The organism is Pseudomonas sp. MF6776 (genome assembly GCF_016613125.1).
In the GTDB taxonomy this organism is placed as follows: domain Bacteria; phylum Pseudomonadota; class Gammaproteobacteria; order Pseudomonadales; family Pseudomonadaceae; genus Aquipseudomonas; species Aquipseudomonas iridis.
This window is the reverse complement of sequence record NZ_JAENSQ010000049.1, coordinates 1-25,137: the sequence shown is the minus strand read 5'-3', so window position 1 is coordinate 25,137 and position 25,137 is coordinate 1. Positions and strand designations below refer to the sequence as shown.

Here is a 25,137-nt window from a genome sequence, read left to right as displayed (position 1 = left end):
GGCTGAAGCCTTGGGTACGACCGATTTGAATGGTGGCGCGCTCTTCAACGCTGAGTTCGGTATAAGACATAGGGGCAGCACCGTACCGGAAAGGTCAGGTGTTGCACTCAGTTTTTGCCGCCGCCGAGGATTACAGCCTTCAGCCAAACAGTCCCGCCGCAATATTGATCGAAAACCCAAGAATCGCCGTGTTGAACACGAAACCGATCAACGACTGTGCGAGGACGATTTTGCGAATGTCCCGCGTCGCCACGCCGACGTCGGCAGTTTGCACCGCCACGCCGATGGTGAAAGAGAAGTAGAGGAAGTCCCAGTAGTTGGGCGTGGTCAGCCCTTCGGCGAAACGCAGTGCGGGTTCCTTGCCGTCCCAGGTGTAAAACAGGCGTGCATAGTGCACAGAGAAAATCACCCCGATCAGCAGCCACGAACCAATCACCGTCAGGGCGGTGAAGCCGTAGTGCATCAGTTTGTGAGTGGTGTCCAGATCTTTGCTGCCGGCCAGTTCGAAGGTAATGGTGGCGAGGCTTGCCAGCGCGGCGATGCACACCACGAACAACACCAGGCCGGCATTTTCATCTTCGACTTCAGCGATGCGCCTCACGTCCGGGGCCTTGGAGCGCGCGGTCAGCCAGAGCATCAGGATCAGGTAAGTCCATACGCCGGCGTTCCAGCCGTAGAGGATTTTGCTGACGATGGAGTCGACGGGGGAAATCAGGCCCACGGCGAGGCCGAGCAGGGCAGCTGCGGAAAGGCGAGGGTGGGTGCGGGCGAGCAAGCGCATGGGGACTCACTTTGGTGGTCGATCCCTGCACCATAGCGCACGCCATGTGGCTTTTGTAGGAGCTGCCGAAGGCTGCGATCTTTTGATCTTGTGTTTTAAGAAAAAAATCAAAAGATCGCAGCCTTCGGCAGCTCCTACATGTTTACACGTGGGGTTTGGTGAATCGTTTTACGAGCTTCATGACGACGACGAAGAATACCGGAACGAAGATCACTGCCAAAGTTGCGGTGATCATCCCGCCGATAACCCCTGTACCGATCGCTTGCTGGCTCGCCGAACTGGCGCCGGTGGCAATCGCCAGCGGGACCACGCCGAGGATGAAGGCCAGCGACGTCATCACGATCGGACGCAGGCGCAGGCGGGCGGCTTGCAACGTTGCATCGATCAGGTCGTGACCTTCGTCGTACAGGCTCTTGGCAAACTCGATGATCAGGATCGCATTCTTCGCCGACAGACCGATGATGGTGATCAACCCGACCTTGAAGAACACGTCGTTGGGCATTCCGCGCAGCGTCACTGCCAGCACCGCACCGAGTACCCCCAACGGCACCACCAGCAACACCGAGGTCGGAATCGACCAGCTCTCATACAGCGCCGCCAGACACAGGAACACGATCAGCAGCGACAGGCCGAGCAGAATCGGTGCCTGACTGCCGGACAAGCGCTCTTGCAACGACAGGCCGGTCCATTCTTGCCCCAGACCCTTCGGCCCCTGTGCGACAAGACGTTCAATCTCGGCCATGGCCTCGCCGGTGCTGTGGCCGGGAGACGGTTCGCCGGAGATCGCAATCGCCGGATAACCGTTATAGCGGGTCAGTTGCGCCGGCCCTTGAATCCAGTTGGCTTGGACGAATGCCGACAGTGGAACCATTTTTCCGGCATTGTTGCGCACGTGCATTTTCAGCAGATCATCGACCTGACTGCGTTGATCGCCTTCAGCCTGCACCACCACGCGCTGCATACGTCCCTGATTGGGGAAATCATTGATATAGGCCGAGCCCACAGCAGTAGACAGCACGTTGCCGATGTCGGCGAACGACACCCCCAAGGCATTGGCCTGCTTGCGATCCACTTCGAGTTGCACTTGTGGCGCCTCGGCCAGTGCGCTTTCACGCACATTCATCAGGACCGGACTTTCCTCCGCGGCTGCCAGCAGTTCCCTGCGTGCTTGCATTAACGTTGCATGACCGAGGCCTCCGCGATCCTGCAAACGGAACTCGAAACCGCTGGACGTGCCGAGACCGTCCACGGGCGGCGGCAGAACCGAGAACGCCATGGCGTCCTTGATCTGGCTCAGGGCGATGTTGGCGCGGTCGGCAATCGAGCTGGCCGAATCTTCGCTGTCGCGCTGCGACCAATCCTTGAGTGTCGAGAACGCCAGTGCCGCGTTCTGTCCGCTACCGGAGAAGCTGAAACCGAGAATCACCACGCTGTCGCTGATACCGGGCTCACCGGCGTTATGCGCTTCAAGCTGTTCGGCCACTTGCACCGTGCGGTTCTTGGTTGCGCCGGGCGGCAGCTGGATATCGGTGATGGTGTAACCCTGATCCTCGACCGGCAGGAACGAGGAGGGCAGACGCATGAAGCAAATCCCCAGGCCCACCAGCAACACGCCATAAATCAGCAGGTATCGCCCGGTGCGTTTCAGCGCATAACCGACCCAGCCCTGATAACGCACGGTCAGTTGCTCGAAACGGCGGTTGAACCAACCGAAGAATCCGGACTTCTCGTGATGCTCGCCCTTGGCGATTGGCTTGAGCAGTGTCGCGCACAGCGCTGGCGTCAGCGTCAGGGCGAGGAATGCGGAGAAAAGAATGGACGTCGCCATCGACAGCGAAAACTGCTGATAGATCACCCCGACCGAACCCTGCATGAACGCCATCGGGATGAATACCGCCACCAGCACCAGAGTGATGCCGATGATGGCGCCGGTGATCTGCGTCATCGCTTTGCGCGTGGCCTCCTTGGGCGACAGGCCCTCGGTGGCCATGATCCGCTCGACGTTTTCCACCACGACAATGGCGTCGTCCACCAGAATGCCAATGGCCAATACCATACCGAACATGGTCAGCACGTTGATCGAGAAACCCAACGCCAGCATGGTTGCAAACGTGCCCATCAGCGCCACCGGCACCACCAGCGTCGGAATCAGCGTGTAGCGCACGTTCTGCAGAAACAGGAACATCACCGCAAACACCAGCAGCATCGCCTCGCCGAGGGTGTAGATCACTTTGGTGATCGAGACTTTGACGAAGGGCGAAGTGTCGTACGGGATCTTGTATTCCACGCCGGCCGGGAAGTAGCGCGCCAGTTCATCCATCTTCGCCCGCACCAGCGTTGCGGTGCTCAGCGCGTTGGCTCCCGGCGACAATTGCACGCCGACAGCGGTGGACGGCTTGCCGTTGAGGCGTGTGCCGAACTGATAGTCCTGACTGCCGATCTCGACCCGCGCCACATCACCGATACGCACAGTGGACCCGTCCGGGTTGGCCTTGAGCACGATGTCGGCGAACTCTTGCGGCGTCGACAACTGGCCTTTGACCAAAATTGTTGCAGTGATTTCCTGCGTTGACGGGCCGGGCAAGTCACCGATGCTGCCCGCCGAAACCTGGGCGTTCTGCGCCACAATGGCGGCGTTGACGTCAGCCGGGGTCAGGTTGAAACCGATGAGTTTCTGCGGGTCGATCCAGATACGCATGGCACGCTCGGCACCGTACAACTGAGCCTTGCCGACGCCGTCCAGACGCTTGATTTCGTTCATCACGTTGCGTGCCAGATAATCACTGAGCGCAACGTCATCGAGCTTGCCGTCATTGGACGTCAAGCTGATCAGCAAGAGGAAACCCGAGGAGACTTTCTCCACCTGCAAACCCTGCTGGTTCACGGCTTGCGGCAAGCGCGACTCGACCACTTTCAGACGGTTTTGCACGTCGACCTGCGCCAGTTCCGGGTTGGTGCCCGGCTGGAAAGTCGCTTTGATCGTGGCGCTGCCCAGACTGCTCTGCGATTCGAAATAAAGCAGGTGATCCGCGCCGTTAAGCTCTTCCTCGATCAGGCTGACCACGCTTTCATCGACGGTTTGCGCCGAGGCGCCGGGGTACACAGCATAGATTTCGATCTGAGGCGGCGCGACGTCGGGGTATTGCGCCACCGGCAATTGCGGGATGGCCAGCGCACCGGCCAACAGGATGAACAAGGCGACCACCCAGGCAAATACGGGGCGATCAATAAAGAACTGCGGCATATAAAAGCGTCCTGCTTACTGACCAGAGGTCTGGGCAAGTGGAAGAGGGGTGTCGTCAATCTGCACCTTGTCACCGGGGCGGGCGTGTTGCAGGCCTTCAATAACGATGCGGTCGCCGGGCTTGAGTCCACCGGTGACGATCCAGCGATTGTTTTGCACGGCGCCCAGTTGCACCGTTTGCTCGGCTACACGCATTTGCTCATCGACGGTCAACACTTGCGCGATGCCTGCGCTGTCACGTTGCACGGCGCGTTGCGGCACGGTGATGCCGTTCTGGATAGTCGCCTGTTGCAGGCGCACGCGAATGAAGCTTCCGGGCAGCAGGTCGAGATCGGGATTGGGGAACTCGCTGCGCAAAATGATCTGGCCGGTGCCCGGGTCGACGGTGATGTCGCTGAACAGTAGTTTGCCCGGCAACGGATACAGGCTGCCGTCATCCTGAATCAGGGTCGCTTTGACCTGATCCTGACCGACTTCCTGCAAGTGTCCGGAGCGGAATGCCCTGCGCAGTTCGTTGAGTTCGCGGGTCGACTGGGTGAGGTCGGCGTAGATCGGATTGAGTTGCTGAATCAGCGCCAGTGGCGTGGTTTCGTTCTGCCCGACCAGCGCGCCTTCGGTGACCAGCGCGCGGCCGATACGACCGGAAATAGGCGCGGTGACAGTGGCGTAACCCAGGTTCAATCTGGCCCGTTCCACCGCAGCCTTGTTGCCGGCGACGTCAGCGGCCGTTTGCCGGGTATTGGCGCGGGCGTTGTCATAATCCTGAGCGCTGATGGCTTTGTCGTCGATCAACTGGGCGTAGCGTTGCTCTTGCAGCTTCGCCTGAAACGCATTGGCCTCGGCCTTGCGCAACGCCGCTTCGGCGCTGTCCAGGTCAGCCTTGAACGGCGCCGGGTCGATGCGGAACAGCACATCGCCTTTCTTCACGTCGCTGCCTTCGCGAAAGTTACGTTGCAGTACGACGCCGGGCACACGGGCACGGACTTCGGCAATCCGCGGTGCAGCGATCCGGCCGCTGAGTTCGCTGCTGATCGACAGTGGGCGCGCTTCGATGGTTTCGATGCGCACGGTTGCTGGCGGTGCCTGGTCTTCGGCCTTCGAAGAAGAGTCACAGGCGCTCAGCGTCAGCGCCACGGCGATCAGGCCGAGCCCGGCCAGCAGTTTGTTCGACATTTACCACCCCCAATATTGATGCCCGCATCCTACGGGCAGTTGGCGAGAGTAGCGGTGAAGCTTTGTAGGCGCTGTGTGAAATTGTGTAAGGGTTTTACTCAGGGACGGGTGAGGGCGTATATCCTTAAGCCATTGAAATTTATTGCGACATTTAAAGCATTCGCGAGCAGGCTCGCTCCCACACTTGGAATGCATTCACTTGTGGGAGCAAGCCTGCTTGCGAATACGGTTGCTCGGTCGCCACAGCACTTTCTGGATCACCCATGCCCAATATCCTCCTGGTCGAAGACGACACCGCCCTCGCCGAACTGATTTCCAGCTACCTGGAACGCAACGGTTATTCCGTCAGCGTCATTGGTCGGGGCGACCATGTGCGTGAACGGGCGCGGGTCAATCCGCCGGATCTGGTTATCCTCGATCTGATGCTGCCGGGGCTCGACGGGCTGCAAGTCTGCCGTCTGCTGCGCGCCGATTCAGCGACGCTGCCGATCCTGATGCTCACCGCCCGTGATGACAGCCACGACCAAGTACTCGGCCTGGAAATGGGCGCCGACGACTACGTCACCAAACCCTGCGAGCCGCGGGTGTTGCTGGCGCGGGTGCGGACCCTGTTACGGCGCAGCAGTCTCGGAGAGCCGTTGACGGCCAACGACCGCATCATCATGGGCAATCTGTGTATCGACTTGTCCGAACGCACCGTGACCTGGCGCGATCAGCCGGTGGAACTGTCCAGCGGTGAGTACAACTTGCTGGTGGTGCTGGCCCGACACGCCGGCGAAGTGCTCAGCCGCGACCAGATTCTGCAACGCCTGCGCGGCATAGAGTTCAACGGCACCGACCGCTCGGTGGATGTGGCGATTTCCAAGTTGCGGCGCAAGTTCGATGACCACGCCGGTGAGGCGCGCAAGATCAAGACCGTGTGGGGCAAGGGTTATCTGTTCAGCCGTTCCGAGTGGGAATGCTGAGCTGATGTTCCGCATCCTGTTCCGTCTGTATCTGGTGACGATTGTGTCGTACAGCGCCGCCATCTATCTGGTGCCAGACCTGGTGGTCATGGCCTTTCGGGATCGCTTCGTCACCTACAACCTGGATTATTCCCGTGGTCTGCAATCGCTGATCGCCAAGCAGTTCCGAGCGGTGCCGCAAGATCAATGGCCTGCGCTGGCGGCGTCGATGGACAAGGACTTCCAGCCGTTGAATATCGTACTGGCGCCTATCGATGACGCTGAATTTACCGACATTGAGCGTGAACGGCTGCGGCGCGGCGAGAACGTGGTGCGCATCGGTGACTGGGGCTGGCGCACCCTCGCGGTAGCGCCGCTAAACGACAGCATGGCGGTGCAAATGATCGTGCCGCCGGATCCGATGGACGTCGATCTGCTGTACTGGAGCATCAACGTATTGATCGGCGCGACGCTCCTAGCGTGCCTGTTGATGTGGTTGCGCCCGCACTGGCGCGATCTGGAGCGCCTCAAAAGCACCGCCGAACGCTTCGGTAAAGGTCATTTGAGCGAACGCACGAAAATCGCTCCAAGCTCCAACATCGGCGGCCTGGCGGTGGTGTTCGACACCATGGCCGGCGATATCGAAAAACTGCTTAATCAGCAGCGCGACCTCCTCAATGCGGTTTCCCACGAATTGCGTACGCCGTTGACGCGCCTGGATTTCGGCCTGGCACTGGCACTGTCCGACGACCTGCCGGCAGCAAGCCGCGAACGCTTGCAGGGATTGGTTGCGCACATTCGTGAGCTGGATGAGTTGGTGCTGGAACTGCTGTCCTACAGCCGCTTGCAAAATCCGGCGCACTCACCGGAACAGGTCGAAGTGTCGCTCGATGAGTTCATCGACAGCATCCTGGGCAGCGTCGACGAAGAGCTGGAGTCGCCGGAAATCGTCATCGACGTGCTGTTGCACGGCCAGCTCGAACGTTTTTCGCTCGACCCGCGGTTGACCGCCCGAGCGATTCAGAACCTGGTGCGCAATGCCATGCGCTACTGCGAGAAACGCATTCAGATTGGCGTACAGGTTAACGCTGAGGGTTGCGAGATCTGGGTGGATGACGACGGCATCGGTATTCCCGACGATGAGCGAGAGCGGATTTTCGAGCCGTTTTATCGATTGGATCGCAGTCGGGATCGGGCCACGGGCGGGTTTGGGTTGGGATTGGCAATCAGTCGCAGGGCCCTGGAAGCTCAAGGCGGGACATTGACGGTCGAGTCTTCGCCTTTGGGTGGGGCGCGATTCCGTTTGTGGTTGCCGACAGCCGCCTGAAATTCAAGTCGGGAGATATCCCTGTGGGAGCGAGCCTGCTCGCGAATGCGTCGTGTCAGTCAAATCGTAGATTGCTGACACACCGCCATCGCGAGCAGGCTCACTCCTAATGGGTTCTGCGTTGTTCAGGTCAGCTCGGTCGATTGAATCAGTCCAACGCCAGCACCCTGCATCCGGTCCATCGCGGCCACCAGCGATCCATTCATGTCGATCGCCCGGCAAGCATCCCGCACTACAAACGCATTGAACCCCGCCGCCCGAGCGTCCAGCGCCGAGTACATTACGCAGAAATCAAGCGCCAGACCGACCATGTAAACCGTGTCTATGCCGCGCTCTTTCAGATAGCCGGACAGTCCCGTGGTCGTGCGACGGTCTGCCTCCAGAAACGCCGAATAACTGTCAATGTCAGGATTGCAGCCCTTGCGAATGATCAATTGGGCGTGCGGCAGGTCGAGTTCCGGGTGGAGTTCGGCGCCGGGTGTGGCTTGCACACAATGCTCGGGCCACAGGGTCTGCTCGCCGTAAGGCAACTCGATGACATCATAAGGCTGGTGGCCGGGGTGACTGGAAGCGAACGACGCATGGCCGGCTGGATGCCAGTCCTGGGCAATAACGACCTGTTTGAACTGGCGCGCGAGGCGGTTGATCAGCGGCACAATATGATCGCCTTCAGGCACCGGCAGTTTGCCGCCGGGAATGAAGTCGTTCTGAACGTCGATCACCAGTAAAGCAGCACGAGACGAAATGGGCATCGGTGAATCATCCTCGGAAAATCACTCGCTCAGCATAGAGCAGTCTGGGTCATGCACTTATGCGGCTTTTCAACAATTTTGCCTTGTCTGCCAGTGCTGCTGGGGCGTCATGGCCGATCAGCATCCAGGCATGCTCGCGCTCGGTCCAATACACCACATTCATACCATGCCGACTTTCATGCTCCAGCGGCCGGCTGCCGCTGTTCGAACGGGTGACGCACAGCGCGAATGGCCGGTGCCTGGCATCCAGATAAACGATCTGCGCAATCGGCACACCGTCATATTCAAGCATCTGTGCGCGTTTGAATTCGGCGCCTGGCAGTTTCAACACGGCAGGCGAAAGACTCAGGCCCATTCGCGCATCGACCGTGCGCAACTGCGCGCGTTGTGTGGCTTCGTCGGCAGGCAAGTGGTCGAGCGTCTGCGGTCCATACAGCGCCATATAGTCGCCGACCAAGCCTCGCCACTCATGCGTTTGTTGCGCCTGCCAGCCGAGAAACAAGCGGTCGGCGAGTACGCCACCGGCGATCAATGTTGCGGCGGCAGCACCGACAAACCAGCGCCGACTCAGTCCCGGGTTTTCTGGCGAAGGGATGGCATCCAGTCGTGCTTGCAGGCGATCGAGCGGTGCCTGTTGCGCCAGTTCATCGTAAGCGGTCCTGTAAGGCAGGCTGCTGCGATTCAGCCACTGCACGCGCAGGTTCAGCAGCGGATCATCGGCGATGGCCGCGTCGAGTTGGCGGCGATAATCCTCGGCTATTTCGCCGTCCAGATACGCCACCAGTTGCTCATCCGAAGGTGCATTCATCAGCGATCCCCTTCGGTGGTTTTCGGGACCGCTTGCAGCGGCGGGTACTCCGCGAGTTTGAGGCGGGCGGTGGCAAGACGACTCATCACCGTAGCGATCGGTACTTGCAGTATCTCGGCGACGTCGCGATACGACAGGCCCTCGACATAGGCCAGATACACCGTTTCGCGCTGGGTTTCGGGCAGCGCATCGACGCGGCGGATCACCTGCGCCGCCATGACGTGTGTTTGCGCCACGTATTCGCCGTCGAGCATCATTTGCCCATCGGTCTGTCCACCACCCTGACGCACACGACGGGCGCGTACTTCATTGAGCCAGGTCGAATGCAGAATGCTCAGCAACCAGAGATCCATGCGCGTCCCCGCGACGTATTGCGCAGCACGCTCCAGTGCACGCACACACGTTGTCTGCACGAGATCCTCGGCCACATGCCGATTGCGCGACAGCAGCAGACTGTAGCGCCACAGTCGTGCGAGGTGCTGTGCCAGTTCTGCTCTGAATGCCTGATCGCTGATGATGGACTCCGTTTATGGGTGTTCAGGTGCTTGATGAATCGATGTCAGTACGTTGGCACCCGGCAAAACGAGGCTGGTGAGCAGAACGCATTTCTGGGTCTTGCTGTCCCAGACCTGGCCTTTTGGACACTCGGGTTTCTGCACGGGATTCTTTTCATCGCCACTGGCCATGACCATTGGGCTGGACAGGGCGGCGGCCAGTAGCCACGGGGCGGCGAACATAACGGATCGGATTGTCATGGGCAAGGCTCCACGAAGGGACATGTCTGTGTTTGAAAAGCACAGAGCGAAATTTTCTTCATTGCATAGACAGTGACTGTTCAGGGCGCAGGTAAATTCAAGGAATATGGCGTCTGGCAAAATCCACGGTGGGAACGAGCCTGCTCGCGAAGGCTCATTCAGCAGCAACAAGTCATCCGGATCAGCTCGGTTGATGTGTATTGATCATGTTCTTCCGATCCCTCACACCACGAACCACCAGATACAACAATGGCCCGATCGACACAAAAACCGCCGTCAGCAACAAATAAGGCACCACCGACCAAACCGTCTGCCCACGCGAGCGGGCATCCCTGACCATCCAGACCCCGGCCAGCGTCGCCAGCAAATACAGATCAATCACCACTTGCGCGGTATCTGGCCGCGACATCAGGCTGATGCCGAAATCGATCAACGACTGCTCGGCCTTGAGCATCACCGAAACGGTGTAGCCGGTAAATGCGAGTAAAGCCGTGAGGGGCAGGGCGATAGACATCATGCGTTCATTCCTTGAAGTGATGAGGAGAATCGCCAGCCTATCGTTTGTGCCGGAAATTGGCCATTGACTTGCCATTAGCGCTCGGGCTAATTTTCAGCTCATGATTTCCACTGTGTTGTGTTGCCAGCCAAGCATTATTACCGCCATTCCTTATTTGGCGGGCTAGCTCACGACTGCAGCACCCAACCCGCCCTAGAGGCGGGTTTTCATTTTCTGTCTCCCGGGTTTTAACCACGAACACCGACCCCTGCAGGAGCTGCGGCACGCTGCGAACTTTTGACTTTGGTTTATAGAATCAAAGACAAGACCAAAAAATCGCAGCCTTCGGCAGCACCTACAGGACGGGGTTAGTCAGGAGACGATGATGAACGACCAGCAAGCCCTGCTTGAGCACTATGTAAAAAAGATCCTTGCCGCGCCGGTGTATGACATTGCTGTGCGCACGCCATTGCAGGCCGCGCCGGCATTGTCCGAAGCGCTCGGCAATCGCATCCTGCTCAAGCGCGAAGACCTGCAACCCACGTTCTCCTTCAAGATCCGCGGTGCCTACAACAAGTTGGTGCAATTGAGCGACGAGCAGAAGGCACGTGGCGTGATCACCGCGTCGGCCGGCAATCACGCGCAAGGCGTGGCACTGGCAGCGCGTGAACTGGGCATCGCGGCGATCATCGTCATGCCGTCGACCACGCCTGAACTCAAAGTACTGGGCGTGCGAAGTCGCGGTGCCGAAGCGCTGCTGCACGGCGAGAGCTTCCCGTTCGCCCTGGCCCACGCACTGCAAATGTCCGAGCAGTCAGGCCGCACCTTCGTTTCACCCTTCGATGACCCGGACGTCATCGCCGGACAAGGCACGGTTGCGATGGAAATCCTTCGTCAGCATCAAGGCGCACTGGACGCAATCTTCATCCCGGTGGGCGGTGGCGGTTTGATCGCCGGCATCGCGGCTTACGTCAAATACCTTCGCCCGGAAGTGCGCATCATCGGCGTCGAATCAGAGCATTCGGCGTGCCTGAAAGCTGCGCTGCACGCGGGGCAACGGGTGGTTTTACCCAGCGTAGGCACCTTCGCCGACGGCGTGGCCGTGGCGCAGATCGGAGAGTACGGGTTTGAAGTGTGTCGCTTTTGCGTAGATGAAGTCATCACCGTCAGCAACGACGAACTCTGCGCGGCGATCAAGAATATCTACGACGATACGCGCTCGATCACCGAGCCTTCCGGCGCGTTGGCGGTGGCGGGGATCAAGCAATACGTGAGGCGAAGTGGTGTGCGGGATCAGACCTTCGTGGCGATCGACTCAGGCGCCAACATCAATTTCGACAGCCTGCGCCATGTCGCCGAGCGCGCCGCGGCATGCGGCTTGCCGGCGTAATGGTGGTCAGGACAGCAGTGGGCGCAGGAAGCTGCGCTCGTAACTGATAATGAATTTCTTCTCGACCAGTGATTCCACCAGCGCGGTGCTCTCTGGGTCGGTCATCGCGATATGCCGGTAGCTTTCGTAATCCGCCAGCGACGGAAAACTGAACAGGCAGTAGGCGATATTGCTCGCGCCCTCGGACGGCAAGAAGTAGCCGTGATGGGTGCCGCCCAGTCGCTCGACAATGCCGAGCCAGGCCTTGGCATACGCCTCAAACTCGGTCAATTGATAAGGGTCGATCACGTATCTGACGTGGCAGGTAATCACCGATGACGCTCCTTGCTCAGGTCATTCCTGAAGGGCAGTGCCGACTTTGTCCGAGGCGGACCAGATGCGATAACGCACTTCGACGTCCGACGGAGCGTAGACCACCACCGGCAGCTTGCTGTTGTAGCGCAGCATGAAGCCGTCGCCGACGACAGGCACGAACGCGCGTTTTTTCTGCGAGCCGGATGGGCAGGCCATCATCGTGCTCATCGGGCCGATCACTGTTTCCAGTCGGTAGAACGGGTAACCCCAGCCTTCGAGGTTCTTCTCGTCCAGCATCCCGCCGAGGCGTTGAAGATTGCAGTCCACTTCAAGGGTTTTGCCCGCGAGAATTTCGACCTGGAAATTCTCTTCCTTGTCCTGCTTGGGAAGATGAATGACCTGTCGGGTGAAGCCGGTCTCTGCCTTGGGATATGGCGCGACATCTTCCAGTTTGGCCGCTTGGGCGAGGCTGGACAGGCTGGCGATCATCAGGCCGACGGTCGCGTAAGCTTGGAAAGAACCCATAAAAGCCTCCTTGCAGGTGTAGTGTGGTTGAGCGCCATTCTTACTGTCACCGACGCTGAATGCAAACTGCGACCGACATGCAATTTGCAGTGCCTCGAGAGGCGATTCATGCAATTTGCAACTGGCTCAATGCTGGCCCTGTTGGCAAGTGCTTGATTTCACTAGGGTCAAAACGATCTGATGAGAGGCATGCTTTATGCGTCTATTTGGTGCAGCGTACCGGGTTCGGACGCCTACACTCCAAGAGGCATTTCGCCGTATCACCGTTTGCTACACCCAAGGAGTAAGCGGGGACACACCCGCGCAGGGGCAGCAAAAACGGTCAACGTGAAGAGTTGATTGGCAGTCTCATCAATAAGGAGAGGTTCACCATGTTTCTTTCTGCCTTGGAACTACGCAACATCATTGAAAGCAGCTTTCTGCCTAAACGTTGCCAATGCACGCTGTCGCCGGACTTGTCGATGACCGTCAAGGTTTTTGGCGATCACAAGACCGATCAGGTCGATCTGCTCGTTAGTGACATCGATGCCAGCCACCTCAATGGCTGTCGTGAAATCAACGACCTGATCGCCGGGCTGCGTTCGGAACTTGCGCAAAAAGCATTGCCGCAGCAGTACAGTCCACGATCCAGAGCCATTTAACGCACCGTTTCACCCAGTTCGACCGTCACGCGCCGGGCCTGCAAAAATCCAAGGCCCAGCGCGAACTCGACCAGCACCGCGAGCAGAATCCCGGGGCCGGCGTGGCCGTTCAGCCATTCAGCAAAACCCAGCACTGCCAAACCAAAACAACCTACGATAAACCCGTTGCTCAGCGCATTACGCCCAAGCGACGGCGGTGCCTTGCGCGCTAGATAAAACATCACTCCCAACGCTGCGAACAACACCGCACTGCGCCGCGCAACAAAACTCGCGACCCCGGAAGACTCGATGCTCCAGATGGCCAACAACATATCCGGCAAAAATCCCCAGACGATCGCCAGTAGAAAACACAACAAAGACGTGAAGCTCGACAACGTGCGAAACGACAACTGCATGGCGAATCCTTGCGGCAGTGAGGCGGGCCCCGAGCATAACCCCGGGAACCCTCCAAGCCTACTGCAACGCCACAAATCAGACTTTTCTGTCAGTTCTGATAACTGCACGCGTCAGACAATTTCCGGTAGCTGATTTCCTGAGGCTGCCCGTTGTTATTGATGTACTTCATGTTGGCAGTGATCACCTTGCAATCCATCGTTGGCGGCTCGGTGAGCGACACCACTTTCGCCACATGCAGCGGCATACCGTATTGATAGGGAACGGCGCTGGACGAAGTGGCCGTGTCATTGGCCTGGGCCAGCCCGGCGAACGCGGTAGAGGCGAGGGCGGTGGTGAGCATTAACGTGCGAATGTTCATGGTGCGACTCCCGTACGACGGATGAGAGTTCGGCGCAATGTAGCCGAACCTGCCGCACTGGGCGTCAGCGAAGGGCTGAGGGCGTGCGGTTCAGTAGAGTTTTTGACCACGGCGTTAAGCGATGGTTAACCGAGTTGAATGCCGGCTGTCAGGGAACGGGGCGATTTCCGCGGGAGGGAGTGCGGATTCCTACAAGGACAGATGCCTTGTCTGCTTTCGGCAGCTGGAGTGGGGCGGGTATGGTTCGGTGTCGCTGCAAAATCAGCGATTCGGGTTTGGTCACCTGATAACTTCCCCCATTGCAGATGTGCCATCATTTGCGCTGCGGACATCTATGTCCTCGCGGTGCATTGCTGTGGCGGCTGTGTGCAGGACGCCTTCGGGCGAGCTGAGTTTGGGGTTGTTCTCGGTTGACCAAGCCTGCATACAGTCCGCCTCCCACTGTTTGGTCACAGTGCTGGCGGTTACTATCGCCCCAGTCTGAGTAACCACATATGCCAATAATTAAACCGCTCCAAAACCGCTACCTCGCCCTCAACAGCAACGTTACCGAAAGCCCAACGCTGCTCATCGACACCGAAGCCAATCCCAAAGACATCCTCGAAGCCGCCGTCCAGCGCGTCCGCGCCTCGGCCGATCTGCTCGAAACCCTGCATTGCCTCTGTTTCAAACACGCCGATGTCGAGGACATTCCGCACATTACGCATGCGTTGTATCTGCTGGTTCAGGACGGCAATGATTTACTGCAGGTCGCGCAGCAGCAGATGTTGAACTGGAAGGCGCCAGTTTGATTTTTCTCTGAAAAAAGCCTGTCGTCGAAAGAGGGCAGGCTGAGGGATTGATGACAGGGCTTCAAAGTCGGGCCTTCATTTCGATTGCACACTTCGTGCGTACTGGACCAGGTCTTTCGGATAGACCATGTGATCCAATTTGCTGTCATCTACTCCATACAGGTAAGCAATTGCCCCCGCTTCAAAAGCCCAATACCCTACGTAACTGCCTTCTTCGCCATCAAGGTGTGTGTCATGCCATGGTGCCTGCTCAAACGTGGAGTACCAGTTTTCGCAGTAATTGCTTAGAAGTCTGGAAGCCTCATTCCTATCTTCAGCGTAAATGGCCTGTATCAGCGGCGTGGAGACATCGTGATACCACTGATCGATATCCGCCCGCTCGGGTAAAACCTTGATCAGCAAGTCTTCGTACAGAGTGTCTGTGCTGGCATATCCCGCGTTATCGATTAAAAAGACGAAACGTTTCAACAAGTCAGTTCGTTGCAACAAGATGCACAGGCTTATGACTTGCAGGCATTCTTCATATTCATCTGGCCAGTCATCGATAATCAGAGGAGTGATGTTAGGTATCTGCTCATAAGTGGCCTGATGTTTCTGGAGTTCTTCGTAACTTGCGATCAGCGTTTCCAAAGGCTGAATCAGACTTTGTATATCCTCTCCAGCAGTGTAGAGCATAAAGACGTGCTTCAAATGGAGGTTTTTAAAGTTCCTGGCTCGCAGTGATTTCTCTTGTTCAGGAGAGTCGGCAGTGAATAGTTTGTCTTTCCAGAATTCAAACTCTTCGTCGTAGTTTGTCAGGAAGTTTTCGTAACGTAGTTTAGTTAGATATTTCTGTCGTATTTTCAAGTGTCAAGTCCGTGACGAATGTTTGGAGTTAAGATTTTTTGGCTCGCGATCTCGCGTATTCGACCAGATCCTTGGGGTAGACCATGTGATCGATTTTGCTGTCGTCAATGCCATACAGAAAGGCAACAGCGCCTGCTTCAAATGCCCAATACCCTACGTAGGTTCCTTCCTCTCCTTGAAGATGGGAATCGTGCCAAGGGGCTTGCTTGAAGGCTCGATACCATTGCTGGCAGTATTTTTGAAGAAGTTTAGGCGGCTCGCCTTTGTTGTCGCTGTAGATCGCTTGGATAAGTAGTGTGTAGACGTCGTGATACCACTCATCTATGTCGTGCCGATGTGGCACAACTTCATTTAGCAAGGCCTCATAAAGGGTGTCTTCACCTGCGTACCCTGCGTCGTCAATGAGTTTCACAAAGCGTAGGAGCAGGTCAGTCCGGTGTAAAAGTATGCAAAGACTGATGACTTGAACGGCTTCTTCGTACTGATTGGGCCAGTCGTCGATTGCCAGAGGAGAAATGTTCGGCACGCCTAGATACTCGGCCAAAGTCTTTTGGCGAATTTCATACTTCTCTATCAGTTCTTCAAGCATAGGAATAAGTTTTTCTATACGCTCACCCGCTGTATAGGTGGCGAATAGCTTTTCCAAAGCGAGCGTCTGGAAATATCTGGCGCGCTGAGATGCTTCCTCTAATGCAGAGTCTGATTTGAATTTGTTCGTTGAGAACAAATTTAGAAGCTCATCATATTCCCTGATGAAATTTTCATAGCGTGCGGCGCTGAAGAGTGTCTGTCGTATGTTCATGAATATTCTGTTCCAATCGAATGGCCACACTTCTGGCATATTCGACCAAGTCCTTTGGATAAACCATGTGATCGATTTTTCTGTCATCTATCCCATATAAAAATGCGATAGCTCCTGCCTCGAACGCCCAGTATCCGACATGATTTCCTTCTTCTCCCTGCAGGTGAGTATCATGCCACGGAGCTTGTTTAAAGGCCGGATACCATTGGCTGCAATATTTTTTTAGAAAGTTCGTGGCTTCTTCTTTTGTTTTTGCATATATAGCTTGCACTAGCGGAGAATAAACATCGTGGTACCATTGGTCTACATCAGCTCTATCAGGTAATATTTTACAGAGTAAATCTTCGTACAGTGTATCGTCTCCTGCATATCCAGCATTATCTATCAACTTAACGAAGCGCTTAAGCAGGTCTGTGCGATGTAATAGAATGCAAAGGCCTATAATTTGAACGCACTCCTCGTACTCGTGTGGCCAATCGTCTATTGCAAGTGGTGAAACTTCAGGAGATTGCTCAGATAAGGCTAGTGCCGCCTGCCGGATTTCATATTTTTCAACTAGATGTTCAAGCTGAGGAATCAACGAGGATATTTCTTCGCCTGCTGTATACATGGCCATTAGCTTTCGAAGTGCTAAGCGCTGAGCAAATCTTGAGCGCAGTGTCGCTTCACCTTCGGGGGTGTCGGACTTGAATTTGGTGGTTTTTAAAATTTCATTAGCTTCGCCGTCATCTCTCAAGAAATTCTCGTAATGGGCATCACTGAAGAGTTTTTGTCTTTTCTGCATATATTAATGCCTAAACTTGGCTGCAACGGCAAGTCACTGTAGAGTAACAGCCCATATCTCTAATATAAATGTGTTTTCTGTATGTTTTGCTCGGCACCGAAAAATAAGCGCTGAGCGAACGATTTATTCTTCTCCTGACCAATACCAGAGTGTATCGCCCCAGCGGGAGTCGGTGATGTCAGGAAATATTTCACCCTGTTGAAAGTTTCTGCGAGAGTTTTCCTGGGCTGGTGTAAACCAATAACCTGTTCTGCTGCAAAGTTGGCCCGCTTCGATGAGGTTGATAGTGTTATTTTTATCTGAAATAGAACGACCTCGTGCGTATTCAACAAGATCCTTTGGATAAACCATATGGTTAATCATACGATCATCTATCCCGTATAGAAATGCAATAGCACCTGCCTCGAACGCCCAGTATCCAACATAGCTTCCTCGGTCCCCATGCAGATGCGAGTCGTGCCAAGGCGCTTGTTTGAATGCCGGGTACCATTCTTTGCAATATTCCGCCAACAGGTCAGATGCTTCGCCTTTTTCATCTGCGTAGATGGCCTGAAGAAGAGGCGTATAAACTTCGTGGTACCAGTCGTCAATGTCTTCTCTATCGGGGAGTACTTTACAGAGAAGATCCTCATACAAAGCATCTTGACCGTTGTAGCCTGCTTTATCAAAGAGCTCGACTAATCGCTTTAGTAGATCTGTGCGGCGCAGCAGTATGCATAAACTAAATACTTGAACACACTCTTCGTACTCATCTGGCCAGTCGTCAATGGCAAGAGGCGATATATCTACTATATTTTCAGATAGAGATAGTTTTTTCTGGCGGTTCTCATAGTGTGTAATGAGTTCTTCGAGAAGCGGTGTTAACGAGGTTATTTCTAATCCGGCGGTGTACGAGATGAACAGTTTCTTTAATGCTACGTTTTTGAAGTGCGTAGCTCTTAATGAGGCTTCTTGCTCTGGAGTGTCTGACTCGAATGTGTTGTTCGCCCAGAACTCTTTGGTTTCGTCGCTGTAATCGCGAAAATCGAAATATCTGGCCTCGGTTAAAAATTCTTGTCTTCCGTTCATAGTAGAGTTTTCACTCAAGGGTAAAAATTAGTATTGCCGATATTTTTCAGTGAAATGCTTTCAACTTGCTTTGACTTGGTTTTTATTTTAGTAATGTGCAGAATGATTCTGACACTATATCCAAGTGTGTTTTTCGCTCTCTTGCATTCTTCGCTCAGCGCCGGAAAATTAGCGCCGAGCGAACGGTAGAGCAGCTTATTCTTCGCCAGACCAATACCAGATCGTGTCGCCCCAAGCAGAATTATCAAACTTTGGCATGATTTCTCCTTGGTTGAAGTAACGGCGAGAATCGTTTTGAGCGGGAGTGAACCAAAAGCCTGACTTTATGCACGGTTTTCCCGCGTCCACTCGAGATGTTTGCGAGGAGCTTGATGATTGATAGTTTCTAGCATATTCGACTAAATCTTTAGGGTAGACCATATGACTGATCTTACGATCATCTATTCCGTACAGAAAAGCGACAGCAGCGGCTTCGAAAGCCCAATACCCAACATAGTTTCCATCATCATCTTCTATGTCTAAGTGGCTATCATGCCAGTTGGTTTGTAGTTTTCCGAACGCGGGGTACCATTCTTTGCAGTATTCAAGTAGCAGGTCGCTCGCTTCTTTTTCGTCATCAGAGTAAATTGCTTTCACTAGCGGCGAATAAAGTTCGTGATACCATTCATCAAGATCTGGCCGTCCAGGAAGAATTTTGCGCAGAAGATCTTCGTATAAAGTATCTTCGTGTGCATATCCTGCGCGATCAATCAAGTTGACAAAGCGGATAAGTAAATCTTTTTGATGCAGTAATATGCATAGGCTGATAACTTGGACACACTCTTCATATTGCTCAGGCCAATCATCTATTGCTAATGGTGAAATGTCAGGTTCGCCGTCTTCCAAAGCTAGAGCATTCTGATAGATTTCATAGCAAGTTATAAGCTTTTCTAGCCTTGGGAGTAGCGTTTCTATTGGTTCCCCTGCGGTATAGCTTATCAGTAGTGCATTGAATGCAGATTCTTTAAAGTAGCCTGTGCGAAGAGCCTTTTCCTGTGCAGGGTTATCTGCCTGCATGGTTTCATTTTCCCAGCGGGATTCTGTTTCGTCATAAAGTTTTATGGATTTTTGATAGTAAGAGTCGAAAATGAATTTTTGGCGTCTGTTCATGCTGGTATTCTAGCCTCTTCTTTTAATACGTCCAAATTCCCATATTTTTTTCGTAATGAGGCTAATCGTTTATTAACGGCCTCTCTTACTTCCTCCTCGCCATAATGAAACCCGTCGTGATCGCGGTGAGTTTCTTCATGTGAACTTGCCAGCTGAGCGTCAGCATGCGCTTTGGGGCTGAGGCTCTTATGATAAAGAGGAGTGAAAAATAAGTGGCGAGTATAGGACTTCATGATGCTTTCTCGTAGTTCAATATTTTTTATCGCCAATGGTAGCTTTGATGTTATCCAAACGCGACTCATCTGAACTATGTGTTTCTTTGACTTTTCATCTGTTTTTTTATTGTTTTTGCCACTCGGAATGTTCTTGTCGTTAGTAGCTTTTGCATTGTCACTTGAGGTTTTTCCGCCTGATTTGCCACCGTATTTTCCGCCAGCTTTTCCACCTGCCTTTTGTTTGGCGGGTTTATTCTGATCTGCGTCATCCGTAATCGGTTCGAGAAGTTCAGAAGGATCCAGAACCCCGGAAAGTCCTAGCTTGGAAGCAATCTTTGGTTTTGAACCTTCAATTTTTTGCAGAAACTTAGGCGCGTCTTCCCGCTTGCTAGCTTTCGCTTCAACTATAGCGAATTTTTTATTATTGTTTGTACTTGGGTTCGCTCGCCAGATGGAGTCGATTCCGGTTCCATTTGCCCCATCTGTAAGTTTGTATAGAACATGTCTAGCCTTGGGGTTGCCACCTTTTGACAACTTTCCAAGCGTATCGCCGTTCGGTTTCCCGTCCAGCCATTTGCCTTCTGAACCTTTATCATGACCGTCCCACTTTTTCCCCAGCCAAATTTCTCTGCGCATATATAGTCTGCGATATGCTCTCCGCACACACCTAAGCCCTCGTTGAGGATGTCTGCGGTGGCAACGGCTAGCTTCGTGTTAGCAGGCTGGTTGGAGTGAGCGGAACTTGGACCGTCTTTGCCATTTTTTGCTACGGTCGCGTCCTTGCCAGCAGGTTTTTCTACCCTCTTGGGGTGGGTAGATCCTGAAGATAATGCGGAACTATTACGTTGCATCCCTTTCCATTTTGTTAAGCGCCTTTCCACAATGCCGATCATTTCTGGCATGTTGTCGCGAGCGGTCGCGAGTACGGTGACAACTGCGGATTGAGCCCAGTTGGGCAGGCTTTGGAAAGCTGAAGAACCTTTTACCGCGCTAATGATGTCGTCAAGTTCACCTCGGAGCTTCGACGCGTTGAATACTTCTTTTAGCAACTCCTCCGGACTTGTCTTGATACCACACTCTTGCAATACAAAACGCAACAAATCAAATAGAACCGGGGCATAACGCTGAGGATCTTTATTGACTATGCACATGCTTTTTTTCAGACCATCACCTGGTCCAGGAATCCAGCCGATAACTGCAAGGAGTAAATCAAATTTTGCTTCATCTTTACCGTCTGCAGTTTCCGCATTGTAGAGGACGATAGAGGACTCTACTGTGTCGTACGCGTCGATCGCTTGACCTAGAAGGGGTACGGCTCCTAAGGCAATACCCTTCGCAAGTTCGACTGCTGCCTCTTTATAAGCTGCTGTACGGTCTTCAGTTTGCGCTTCTTCACTCATGTCAGCCTCCCTGCGGCTTTCTCCACTAGTGCTTGTAAATCAACGTTGTCTGGATCGAGTCCAAGTTTTCGGATGTCCTCATTGACCTTTGCATCGCTACTTTGGACGATTTTCACTGGTTCGCGATCAAAAGGCCGCGGATCCTCGCCGTAATAGACTTTGACCGGACCTTTCGGCACGTCTTCCAAACGGGCGAAGCCGTCATCGTCCAGCACGCCTTCGCGGGTCGAGCCATCGGCAAAATCCACGCGATAAGACGCGCCCGGCACCGGTTCCAGATTGTCGTAGTGCAAATTCAACTCCAGCCACGTCGGATTGGCTTTGGCCGTTTCCATCAACTTGCCGGCAATGTCGGCCGCCGCCAACCCCGGAATTAACGGAATCAAAATCCCGATCCCGGTCCCCACCCCAGGCGCCCCCCCGGTATTAACCTTCACCTCAGCGCCACTAATCGTCACACCACCCGAATCGACCTTCACAAAACTCCCGCCAGCCTTGGCCGTGAGCTCCATGCCGGCGTCCACCACGACCTTGTCGCCAGCGTGATAGTGAATCTCCGTCCCAGCCTCAACAAACTGCGCCGTCCCCACCTTCACATGCTGAGTCACACCGACAGTCAAATGATCATCCGCACGCATTTCGCTTTTACGATCCAGATGCGTAATCCGGTGTTCTTCAACCTTGAACTCGCTCAGGGTGTTGGCTTCAACGGTGTCGTGCCGTTCGTTGCCCACACGAATTTTCTGATCGTGCTCGATGTTTTCGTCCCAATCGCGTTGGGCGTGGATGTAGATCTGCTCGACGCCTTTCTTATCTTCGATGCGAAATTCGTTGTAGCCCTTGCCGCCCGGCGAACTGAGGGTTTTGAAGGTGCTGCGGGTTTTGTTTGCCGGCAGGTCGTAGGGGACGACGTTTTCCTTGTGGTACAGGCAGCCGGTGACGAGTGGCTGGTCGGGGTCGCCTTCGAGGAAGGTGACGAGCACTTCCATGCCGATGCGCGGGATGGCGATGCCGCCGTAGGCGGCGCCGGCCCAGCCGCTGGCGAAGCGCATCCAGCAGGTGGTTTTATCGTCGGCCTGGCCGTCGCGGTCCCAGTGGAACTGGACTTTGATGCGGCCGTATTGATCGCAGTGGATTTCTTCGCCGGCCGGGCCGGTGACGACGGCAGTCTGGCTGCCGAGGACTTTCGGTTTCGGGTGTTCGAGGGCAGGGCGGTAGTGCGCGTCCCACGGGGTCGCGATGAAGCTGTTGCGGTAGCCCTGGTGGAAATCGCTTTTGTTGTCGGTGACGTCGCTGGTGACGTTTTCGCCGAGCACTTGCGGTTGTTTGCCTTCGTGGAAGACTTCCAGCAGCAGCCACATATCGTTCCACTCGGCGCGCGGGTGTTCGGCGAGGGTGAGGAAATGGCCGCTGGTGAGCGTTGGCTCGTCACCTTTGCCTTCGGCGAGTTTGTAGTCGCTGCGATGGCGTTCCAGCGCTCGGGTCGAGAGGAACTTGCCGCGCTCGCGGGTGGTGAAGCGGCCGGGGTAGTCGTAGTCCTCAAGGTCCGGGGCGAACTCGGATTTGGCCGCGCCTTCGGGCAGGATCTTTGGTTTTTCGAAGTCGTAGTCGCGGCGGCTGACGCGGGTGGTGCGGGTTTCCAGGCGCAGGTTGAAGCGCTTGATGACCGGTTTGTCAGCGCTCATGCCGGAGTCTTGCTGGTAGCTCACGGCTTTGAGTTTGCGGAAAACGGTCTGGTCGTCGCCGAACACCAGTTTGTGGCCGCTGCTGCTGTGCTGGAAGTGGAAGTGGATGCCTTCCTCTTCGCACAAGCGCTGGATGAAATGCAGGTCGGACTCGTCGTACTGCACGCAGTAGTCGCGTTCCGGGTACTCGGCATTGAGCTGAAAGCTGTAGGCGTCGGCGAGGATGCCGCGATCTTCCATGACTTGGGCAGCAAATGTTGACGCTTGCCTGAAGTTGTATTGGCAGGATGGAACGGGAGCCCGACGAGACTCCCTCCTGCAATCAGTCGCCATCACTTATTTACGTCAAGCCGTGGCCCTGGCAGCCGCTGATGGAATTTGTGCCAAACGCTCAGATTTCTGATTTTCACTGTGCGCAGCCCAACGATCGATATATGTTTGCAAATCCGGAAGTGCAGTGCAATCACCATAAATATTAGCCAACGTCAGTGTGGTGGTGCTCAAGCGTGTAATTGTCGTGATTGTCTCTTTGAGCGCATCCAATTCCTTTTGATTGTGCTTAATCGCTTGCCTGATTGCAGTTTGACGTTCCTGAAGATCTGACATTGTTGCGCGGCGTTGGAATGCAGTCGCGCGATCTTGCGGCCGGCTTTCAATCATTCCCCCCGGGAACTCCTTGTCCGCCGCAATCTGCCACTGTTCCAGTTGAGTACGGTAGGTTTCAACTTCAAGCTTTAACCGGTCGGATTCGGTCGCACTGATGATATAGCCGCCAGTTTTCTCCGTATCTTGCCAGCGACGTAGCGTTGCCCAACATGCCGGAATATAACCGTCGAGCATTTTGTGATCGCCGCCGTTGGCCGCCTGAACCAGGAACTGCCTGCGATCCGGCGTATCGTTGTTTTTCAGCTGTGCAACGCAGCGAGCCATGGCCGCTTCTTCGTATCCTTCGCAGCCGGGTGTCCATAACACAGAGGAGAGCACTCGCCCAGGCAATTGCACAGGCATGAAATAACGCTGTTCACCGTGGTGCCAATAAGGCTTGCCGCCAAAGCGTGTCATCCCGGCGGCCATCACCAGTCCTCCGGCAGCTGGCGTTAGAACCCCGGAGACTGTTGCAGCGAGACCGGTAATCCAAATCGGTTTTTTTGTATCCATCCATCCCGCTGGAACGCTGGGTACAGGGTCATTCTGGTTAACGATTCGGTGATGAACCAGCCCTTTTGCCGACTCGACGAATTCTTTGTCGCCGGCACGGGGGGAGCCGAAGGTATAGAGAATGACGTCACTGGTAATTTCGCGGTGTAGCCAATCAGAGAGCAACAAGGCAATAGCGCCGCCGAGGCTGTGGCCGCAGACGATGATTTTTTGATTAGTGCGGAAACGGCGAATGTAGTTGTCTATGAATGGTTTCAGCGCCATGAAGGACTCATAAAAACCTTGGTGTGCCTTTCCCGTTCCCCCTTCAATCGGGACTTGCTGTGCATCAATGTCTCGCCATTTATCCCAATTTTCAGCCGTGCCTCGCACTGCGATTAGAATCATCCGGTCATCGTGTGTGGCATAGGCTTGCGTATCGGTATTTTTCCAATCGGATGGACCCTGCCTCGCATCGCTGAAAAAATGCACGCTCGACGGTGTTTCTATTCCTGCTCCGGCATTGGGGTCGTTCTGCGGGTAAAGATCCGGGTCAAAAGGGACGATCTCAAGGCGCTTGGAGTAGGGCACATCTTCAACCAGCGGGAACGAAGGGTTTTTAGAGTCCGCATATTTCGTTGGTTCTTCGAAGCAGGCCAGGCAGGTGTTCAGCACATGTCCGACGCTGCCCCGAGTGGGATAGGTGAAAGCAAAATCCTTCGGCAGCGTCGCTTTCAGCTTTTCTGGCTTTTGCCCGAAATCGCCGTAGCTCAATGTGGCCAGAAGCGACAACTGATAAAGATTCAAGGCACTGAATTCAGGCGCCAATGACAAAAGCGGTCTGAATGCACGTAAGGCGCGTACTTCGAGAACGTAATGTTTCTCTGGAAGCAGACCTATACCAAAGCTTGGAACCTTGTCTCCGGCAAAATCTCGAGCGAGTTTGGCGCAACCTGCCGGTAGAGGGTTTGTAAGGTCAGCAGCAGGTGGCAGGTGTTTGTTGAATTCAACGAAATCGCGAACTTCGACCTTGTGATATTCGCCTTTTTCGGCGGAGGCGCGGTAAGCGCCCGTTTTGCTAGTGCTGCCAACAGGGCGACGAAGAGTTTTTTCAGCGGCTACTTGAAGCTCTGTTATCGGCAACGGATAGTCGATTCGCTCAGACATATCAACATAGAACTTTTCCGCTCCGGCGTAAGCGGAGGATAGCGTCAGTATCAGCGGGCCGCTATAGGTTCCCGTTAATCGCGCCTGAATTCAACACATAAGTGCAACGCTCACCCCTGTATGCACTTCGTACGGCGTCTTCCAGCCCAAGCGCTTGCGCGGGCGTAGATTGATCCTCGCTACTGTCCGATTGACGGCTTCGACGGTCA

24 protein-coding genes and 2 pseudogenes are annotated in these 25,137 nt (G+C 54.9%); 5 read left to right on the top strand and 21 right to left on the bottom strand.

The genetic code is table 11. The annotated features are described in order from the left end of the window. Positions 1 to 139: 139 nt before the first annotated feature. The 3 genes from JJD74_RS28835 to JJD74_RS28825 all read right to left on the bottom strand — a co-directional run bounded on the left by JJD74_RS28835 (position 140) and on the right by JJD74_RS28825 (position 5,198). Positions 140 to 781, bottom strand: coding sequence for a DUF1345 domain-containing protein (locus tag JJD74_RS28835; protein ID WP_042559322.1), 642 nt, complete (start codon positions 779 to 781; stop codon positions 140 to 142). 142 nt (positions 782 to 923) lie between these two features. Next, entirely contained in the window at positions 924 to 4,025 is a 3,102-nt protein-coding gene (locus JJD74_RS28830; RefSeq protein ID WP_042559321.1) for an efflux RND transporter permease subunit, read from the bottom strand. A gap of 15 nt (positions 4,026 to 4,040) precedes the next feature. Beyond that, the gene (locus JJD74_RS28825) at positions 4,041 to 5,198 is read right to left on the bottom strand and encodes an efflux RND transporter periplasmic adaptor subunit (protein WP_200617720.1); all 1,158 of its coding nucleotides are present in this window, start codon (positions 5,196 to 5,198) and stop codon (positions 4,041 to 4,043) included. A 263-nt stretch (positions 5,199 to 5,461) separates the two neighbouring features. On the opposite strand from JJD74_RS28825, the gene JJD74_RS28820 reads away from it, so the two are divergent. Both JJD74_RS28820 and JJD74_RS28815 read left to right on the top strand, forming a co-directional pair. Further along, positions 5,462 to 6,163 carry a response regulator transcription factor gene (locus tag JJD74_RS28820; protein WP_042559319.1) on the top strand — a complete coding sequence of 234 codons (702 nt, stop codon included), beginning with the start codon at positions 5,462 to 5,464 and terminating at the stop codon, positions 6,161 to 6,163. Between the two features lie 4 nt (positions 6,164 to 6,167). Beyond that, positions 6,168 to 7,469: an ATP-binding protein gene (locus JJD74_RS28815; protein WP_200617705.1), complete on the top strand. Its 1,302-nt coding sequence runs from the start codon at positions 6,168 to 6,170 to the stop codon at positions 7,467 to 7,469. 125 nt (positions 7,470 to 7,594) lie between these two features. Here JJD74_RS28815 and pncA read toward each other — a convergent pair whose 3' ends face one another. The 5 genes from pncA to JJD74_RS28790 form a co-directional block, all read right to left on the bottom strand. After that, positions 7,595 to 8,221, bottom strand: coding sequence for a bifunctional nicotinamidase/pyrazinamidase (gene pncA / locus JJD74_RS28810; RefSeq protein WP_200617704.1), 627 nt, complete (start codon positions 8,219 to 8,221; stop codon positions 7,595 to 7,597). 49 nt (positions 8,222 to 8,270) lie between these two features. Beyond that, complete coding sequence (locus JJD74_RS28805) at positions 8,271 to 9,029, bottom strand: anti-sigma factor family protein (protein ID WP_200617697.1); 759 nt, start codon at positions 9,027 to 9,029, stop codon at positions 8,271 to 8,273. Next, positions 9,029 to 9,547, bottom strand: coding sequence for an RNA polymerase sigma factor (locus tag JJD74_RS28800; RefSeq protein ID WP_442793294.1), 519 nt, complete (start codon positions 9,545 to 9,547; stop codon positions 9,029 to 9,031). Before JJD74_RS28800 ends, JJD74_RS28805 begins: the two co-directional genes overlap by 1 nt. A gap of 9 nt (positions 9,548 to 9,556) precedes the next feature. After that, positions 9,557 to 9,784 carry a hypothetical protein gene (locus JJD74_RS28795; RefSeq protein ID WP_200617726.1) on the bottom strand — a complete coding sequence of 76 codons (228 nt, stop codon included), beginning with the start codon at positions 9,782 to 9,784 and terminating at the stop codon, positions 9,557 to 9,559. A gap of 181 nt (positions 9,785 to 9,965) precedes the next feature. Next, complete coding sequence (locus tag JJD74_RS28790) at positions 9,966 to 10,301, bottom strand: DUF2834 domain-containing protein (RefSeq protein ID WP_200617695.1); 336 nt, start codon at positions 10,299 to 10,301, stop codon at positions 9,966 to 9,968. A 361-nt stretch (positions 10,302 to 10,662) separates the two neighbouring features. Between JJD74_RS28790 and ilvA the strand changes: the two are divergent. Next, positions 10,663 to 11,646: pseudogene (gene ilvA / locus JJD74_RS28785) on the top strand (threonine ammonia-lyase, biosynthetic); the annotation flags it as partial. A gap of 30 nt (positions 11,647 to 11,676) precedes the next feature. Here the strand turns inward: ilvA and JJD74_RS28780 are convergent. Further along, positions 11,677 to 11,982 (bottom strand): NIPSNAP family protein, encoded by a 306-nt coding sequence (locus JJD74_RS28780; protein ID WP_042559313.1) that lies wholly within the window; start codon positions 11,980 to 11,982, stop codon positions 11,677 to 11,679. 21 nt (positions 11,983 to 12,003) lie between these two features. Beyond that, positions 12,004 to 12,489 (bottom strand): serine protease inhibitor ecotin, encoded by a 486-nt coding sequence (gene eco, locus JJD74_RS28775; RefSeq protein WP_042559312.1) that lies wholly within the window; start codon positions 12,487 to 12,489, stop codon positions 12,004 to 12,006. Between the two features lie 371 nt (positions 12,490 to 12,860). Between eco and JJD74_RS28770 the strand changes: the two genes are divergently transcribed. Then, positions 12,861 to 13,130: a DUF1652 domain-containing protein gene (locus JJD74_RS28770; protein WP_042559311.1), complete on the top strand. Its 270-nt coding sequence runs from the start codon at positions 12,861 to 12,863 to the stop codon at positions 13,128 to 13,130. Here the strand turns inward: JJD74_RS28770 and JJD74_RS28765 are convergent. Continuing rightward, entirely contained in the window at positions 13,127 to 13,525 is a 399-nt protein-coding gene (locus JJD74_RS28765) for a hypothetical protein (RefSeq protein ID WP_200617691.1), read from the bottom strand. The two genes, JJD74_RS28770 and JJD74_RS28765, sit on opposite strands and share 4 nt — an antisense overlap. An 89-nt stretch (positions 13,526 to 13,614) precedes the next feature. After that, positions 13,615 to 13,884 (bottom strand): DUF2790 domain-containing protein, encoded by a 270-nt coding sequence (locus JJD74_RS28760; protein WP_200617689.1) that lies wholly within the window; start codon positions 13,882 to 13,884, stop codon positions 13,615 to 13,617. A gap of 494 nt (positions 13,885 to 14,378) precedes the next feature. Here JJD74_RS28760 and JJD74_RS28755 point away from each other — a divergent pair, with 494 nt between their 5' ends. After that, the gene (locus JJD74_RS28755) at positions 14,379 to 14,675 is read left to right on the top strand and encodes a hypothetical protein (RefSeq protein ID WP_200617687.1); all 297 of its coding nucleotides are present in this window, start codon (positions 14,379 to 14,381) and stop codon (positions 14,673 to 14,675) included. 75 nt (positions 14,676 to 14,750) lie between these two features. Here the strand turns inward: JJD74_RS28755 and JJD74_RS28750 are convergent, their stop codons facing one another. The 9 genes and pseudogenes from JJD74_RS28750 to JJD74_RS28710 form a co-directional block, all read right to left on the bottom strand. Then, a complete protein-coding gene (locus JJD74_RS28750) occupies positions 14,751 to 15,521 on the bottom strand; it encodes a PoNe immunity protein domain-containing protein (protein ID WP_200617685.1) in 771 nt (256 codons plus the stop codon). Positions 15,522 to 15,549: 28 nt separating this feature from the next. Then, positions 15,550 to 16,323, bottom strand: a complete 774-nt coding sequence (locus JJD74_RS28745) for a PoNe immunity protein domain-containing protein (protein ID WP_200617682.1) — start codon at positions 16,321 to 16,323, stop codon at positions 15,550 to 15,552. Further along, on the bottom strand, positions 16,283 to 17,107 hold the full coding sequence (locus JJD74_RS28740) for a PoNe immunity protein domain-containing protein (protein WP_200617679.1): 825 nt from the start codon (positions 17,105 to 17,107) through the stop codon (positions 16,283 to 16,285). Before JJD74_RS28740 ends, JJD74_RS28745 begins: the two co-directional genes overlap by 41 nt. Positions 17,108 to 17,230: 123 nt before the next feature. Beyond that, the gene (locus JJD74_RS28735) at positions 17,231 to 18,175 is read right to left on the bottom strand and encodes a PoNe immunity protein domain-containing protein (protein WP_200617676.1); all 945 of its coding nucleotides are present in this window, start codon (positions 18,173 to 18,175) and stop codon (positions 17,231 to 17,233) included. Between the two features lie 195 nt (positions 18,176 to 18,370). After that, complete coding sequence (locus tag JJD74_RS28730; RefSeq protein ID WP_200617674.1) at positions 18,371 to 19,324, bottom strand: PoNe immunity protein domain-containing protein; 954 nt, start codon at positions 19,322 to 19,324, stop codon at positions 18,371 to 18,373. Positions 19,325 to 19,943: 619 nt separating this feature from the next. Further along, the gene (locus JJD74_RS31025; RefSeq protein WP_234451911.1) at positions 19,944 to 20,939 is read right to left on the bottom strand and encodes a hypothetical protein; all 996 of its coding nucleotides are present in this window, start codon (positions 20,937 to 20,939) and stop codon (positions 19,944 to 19,946) included. Beyond that, positions 20,936 to 22,864, bottom strand: a complete 1,929-nt coding sequence (tssI, locus tag JJD74_RS28720) for a type VI secretion system tip protein TssI/VgrG (protein ID WP_234451910.1) — start codon at positions 22,862 to 22,864, stop codon at positions 20,936 to 20,938. Before tssI ends, JJD74_RS31025 begins: the two co-directional genes overlap by 4 nt. A gap of 105 nt (positions 22,865 to 22,969) precedes the next feature. After that, positions 22,970 to 24,928, bottom strand: a complete 1,959-nt coding sequence (locus tag JJD74_RS28715) for a lipase family protein (protein ID WP_234451909.1) — start codon at positions 24,926 to 24,928, stop codon at positions 22,970 to 22,972. A 90-nt stretch (positions 24,929 to 25,018) separates the two neighbouring features. After that, positions 25,019 to 25,137: pseudogene (locus tag JJD74_RS28710) on the bottom strand (IS30 family transposase); the annotation flags it as partial.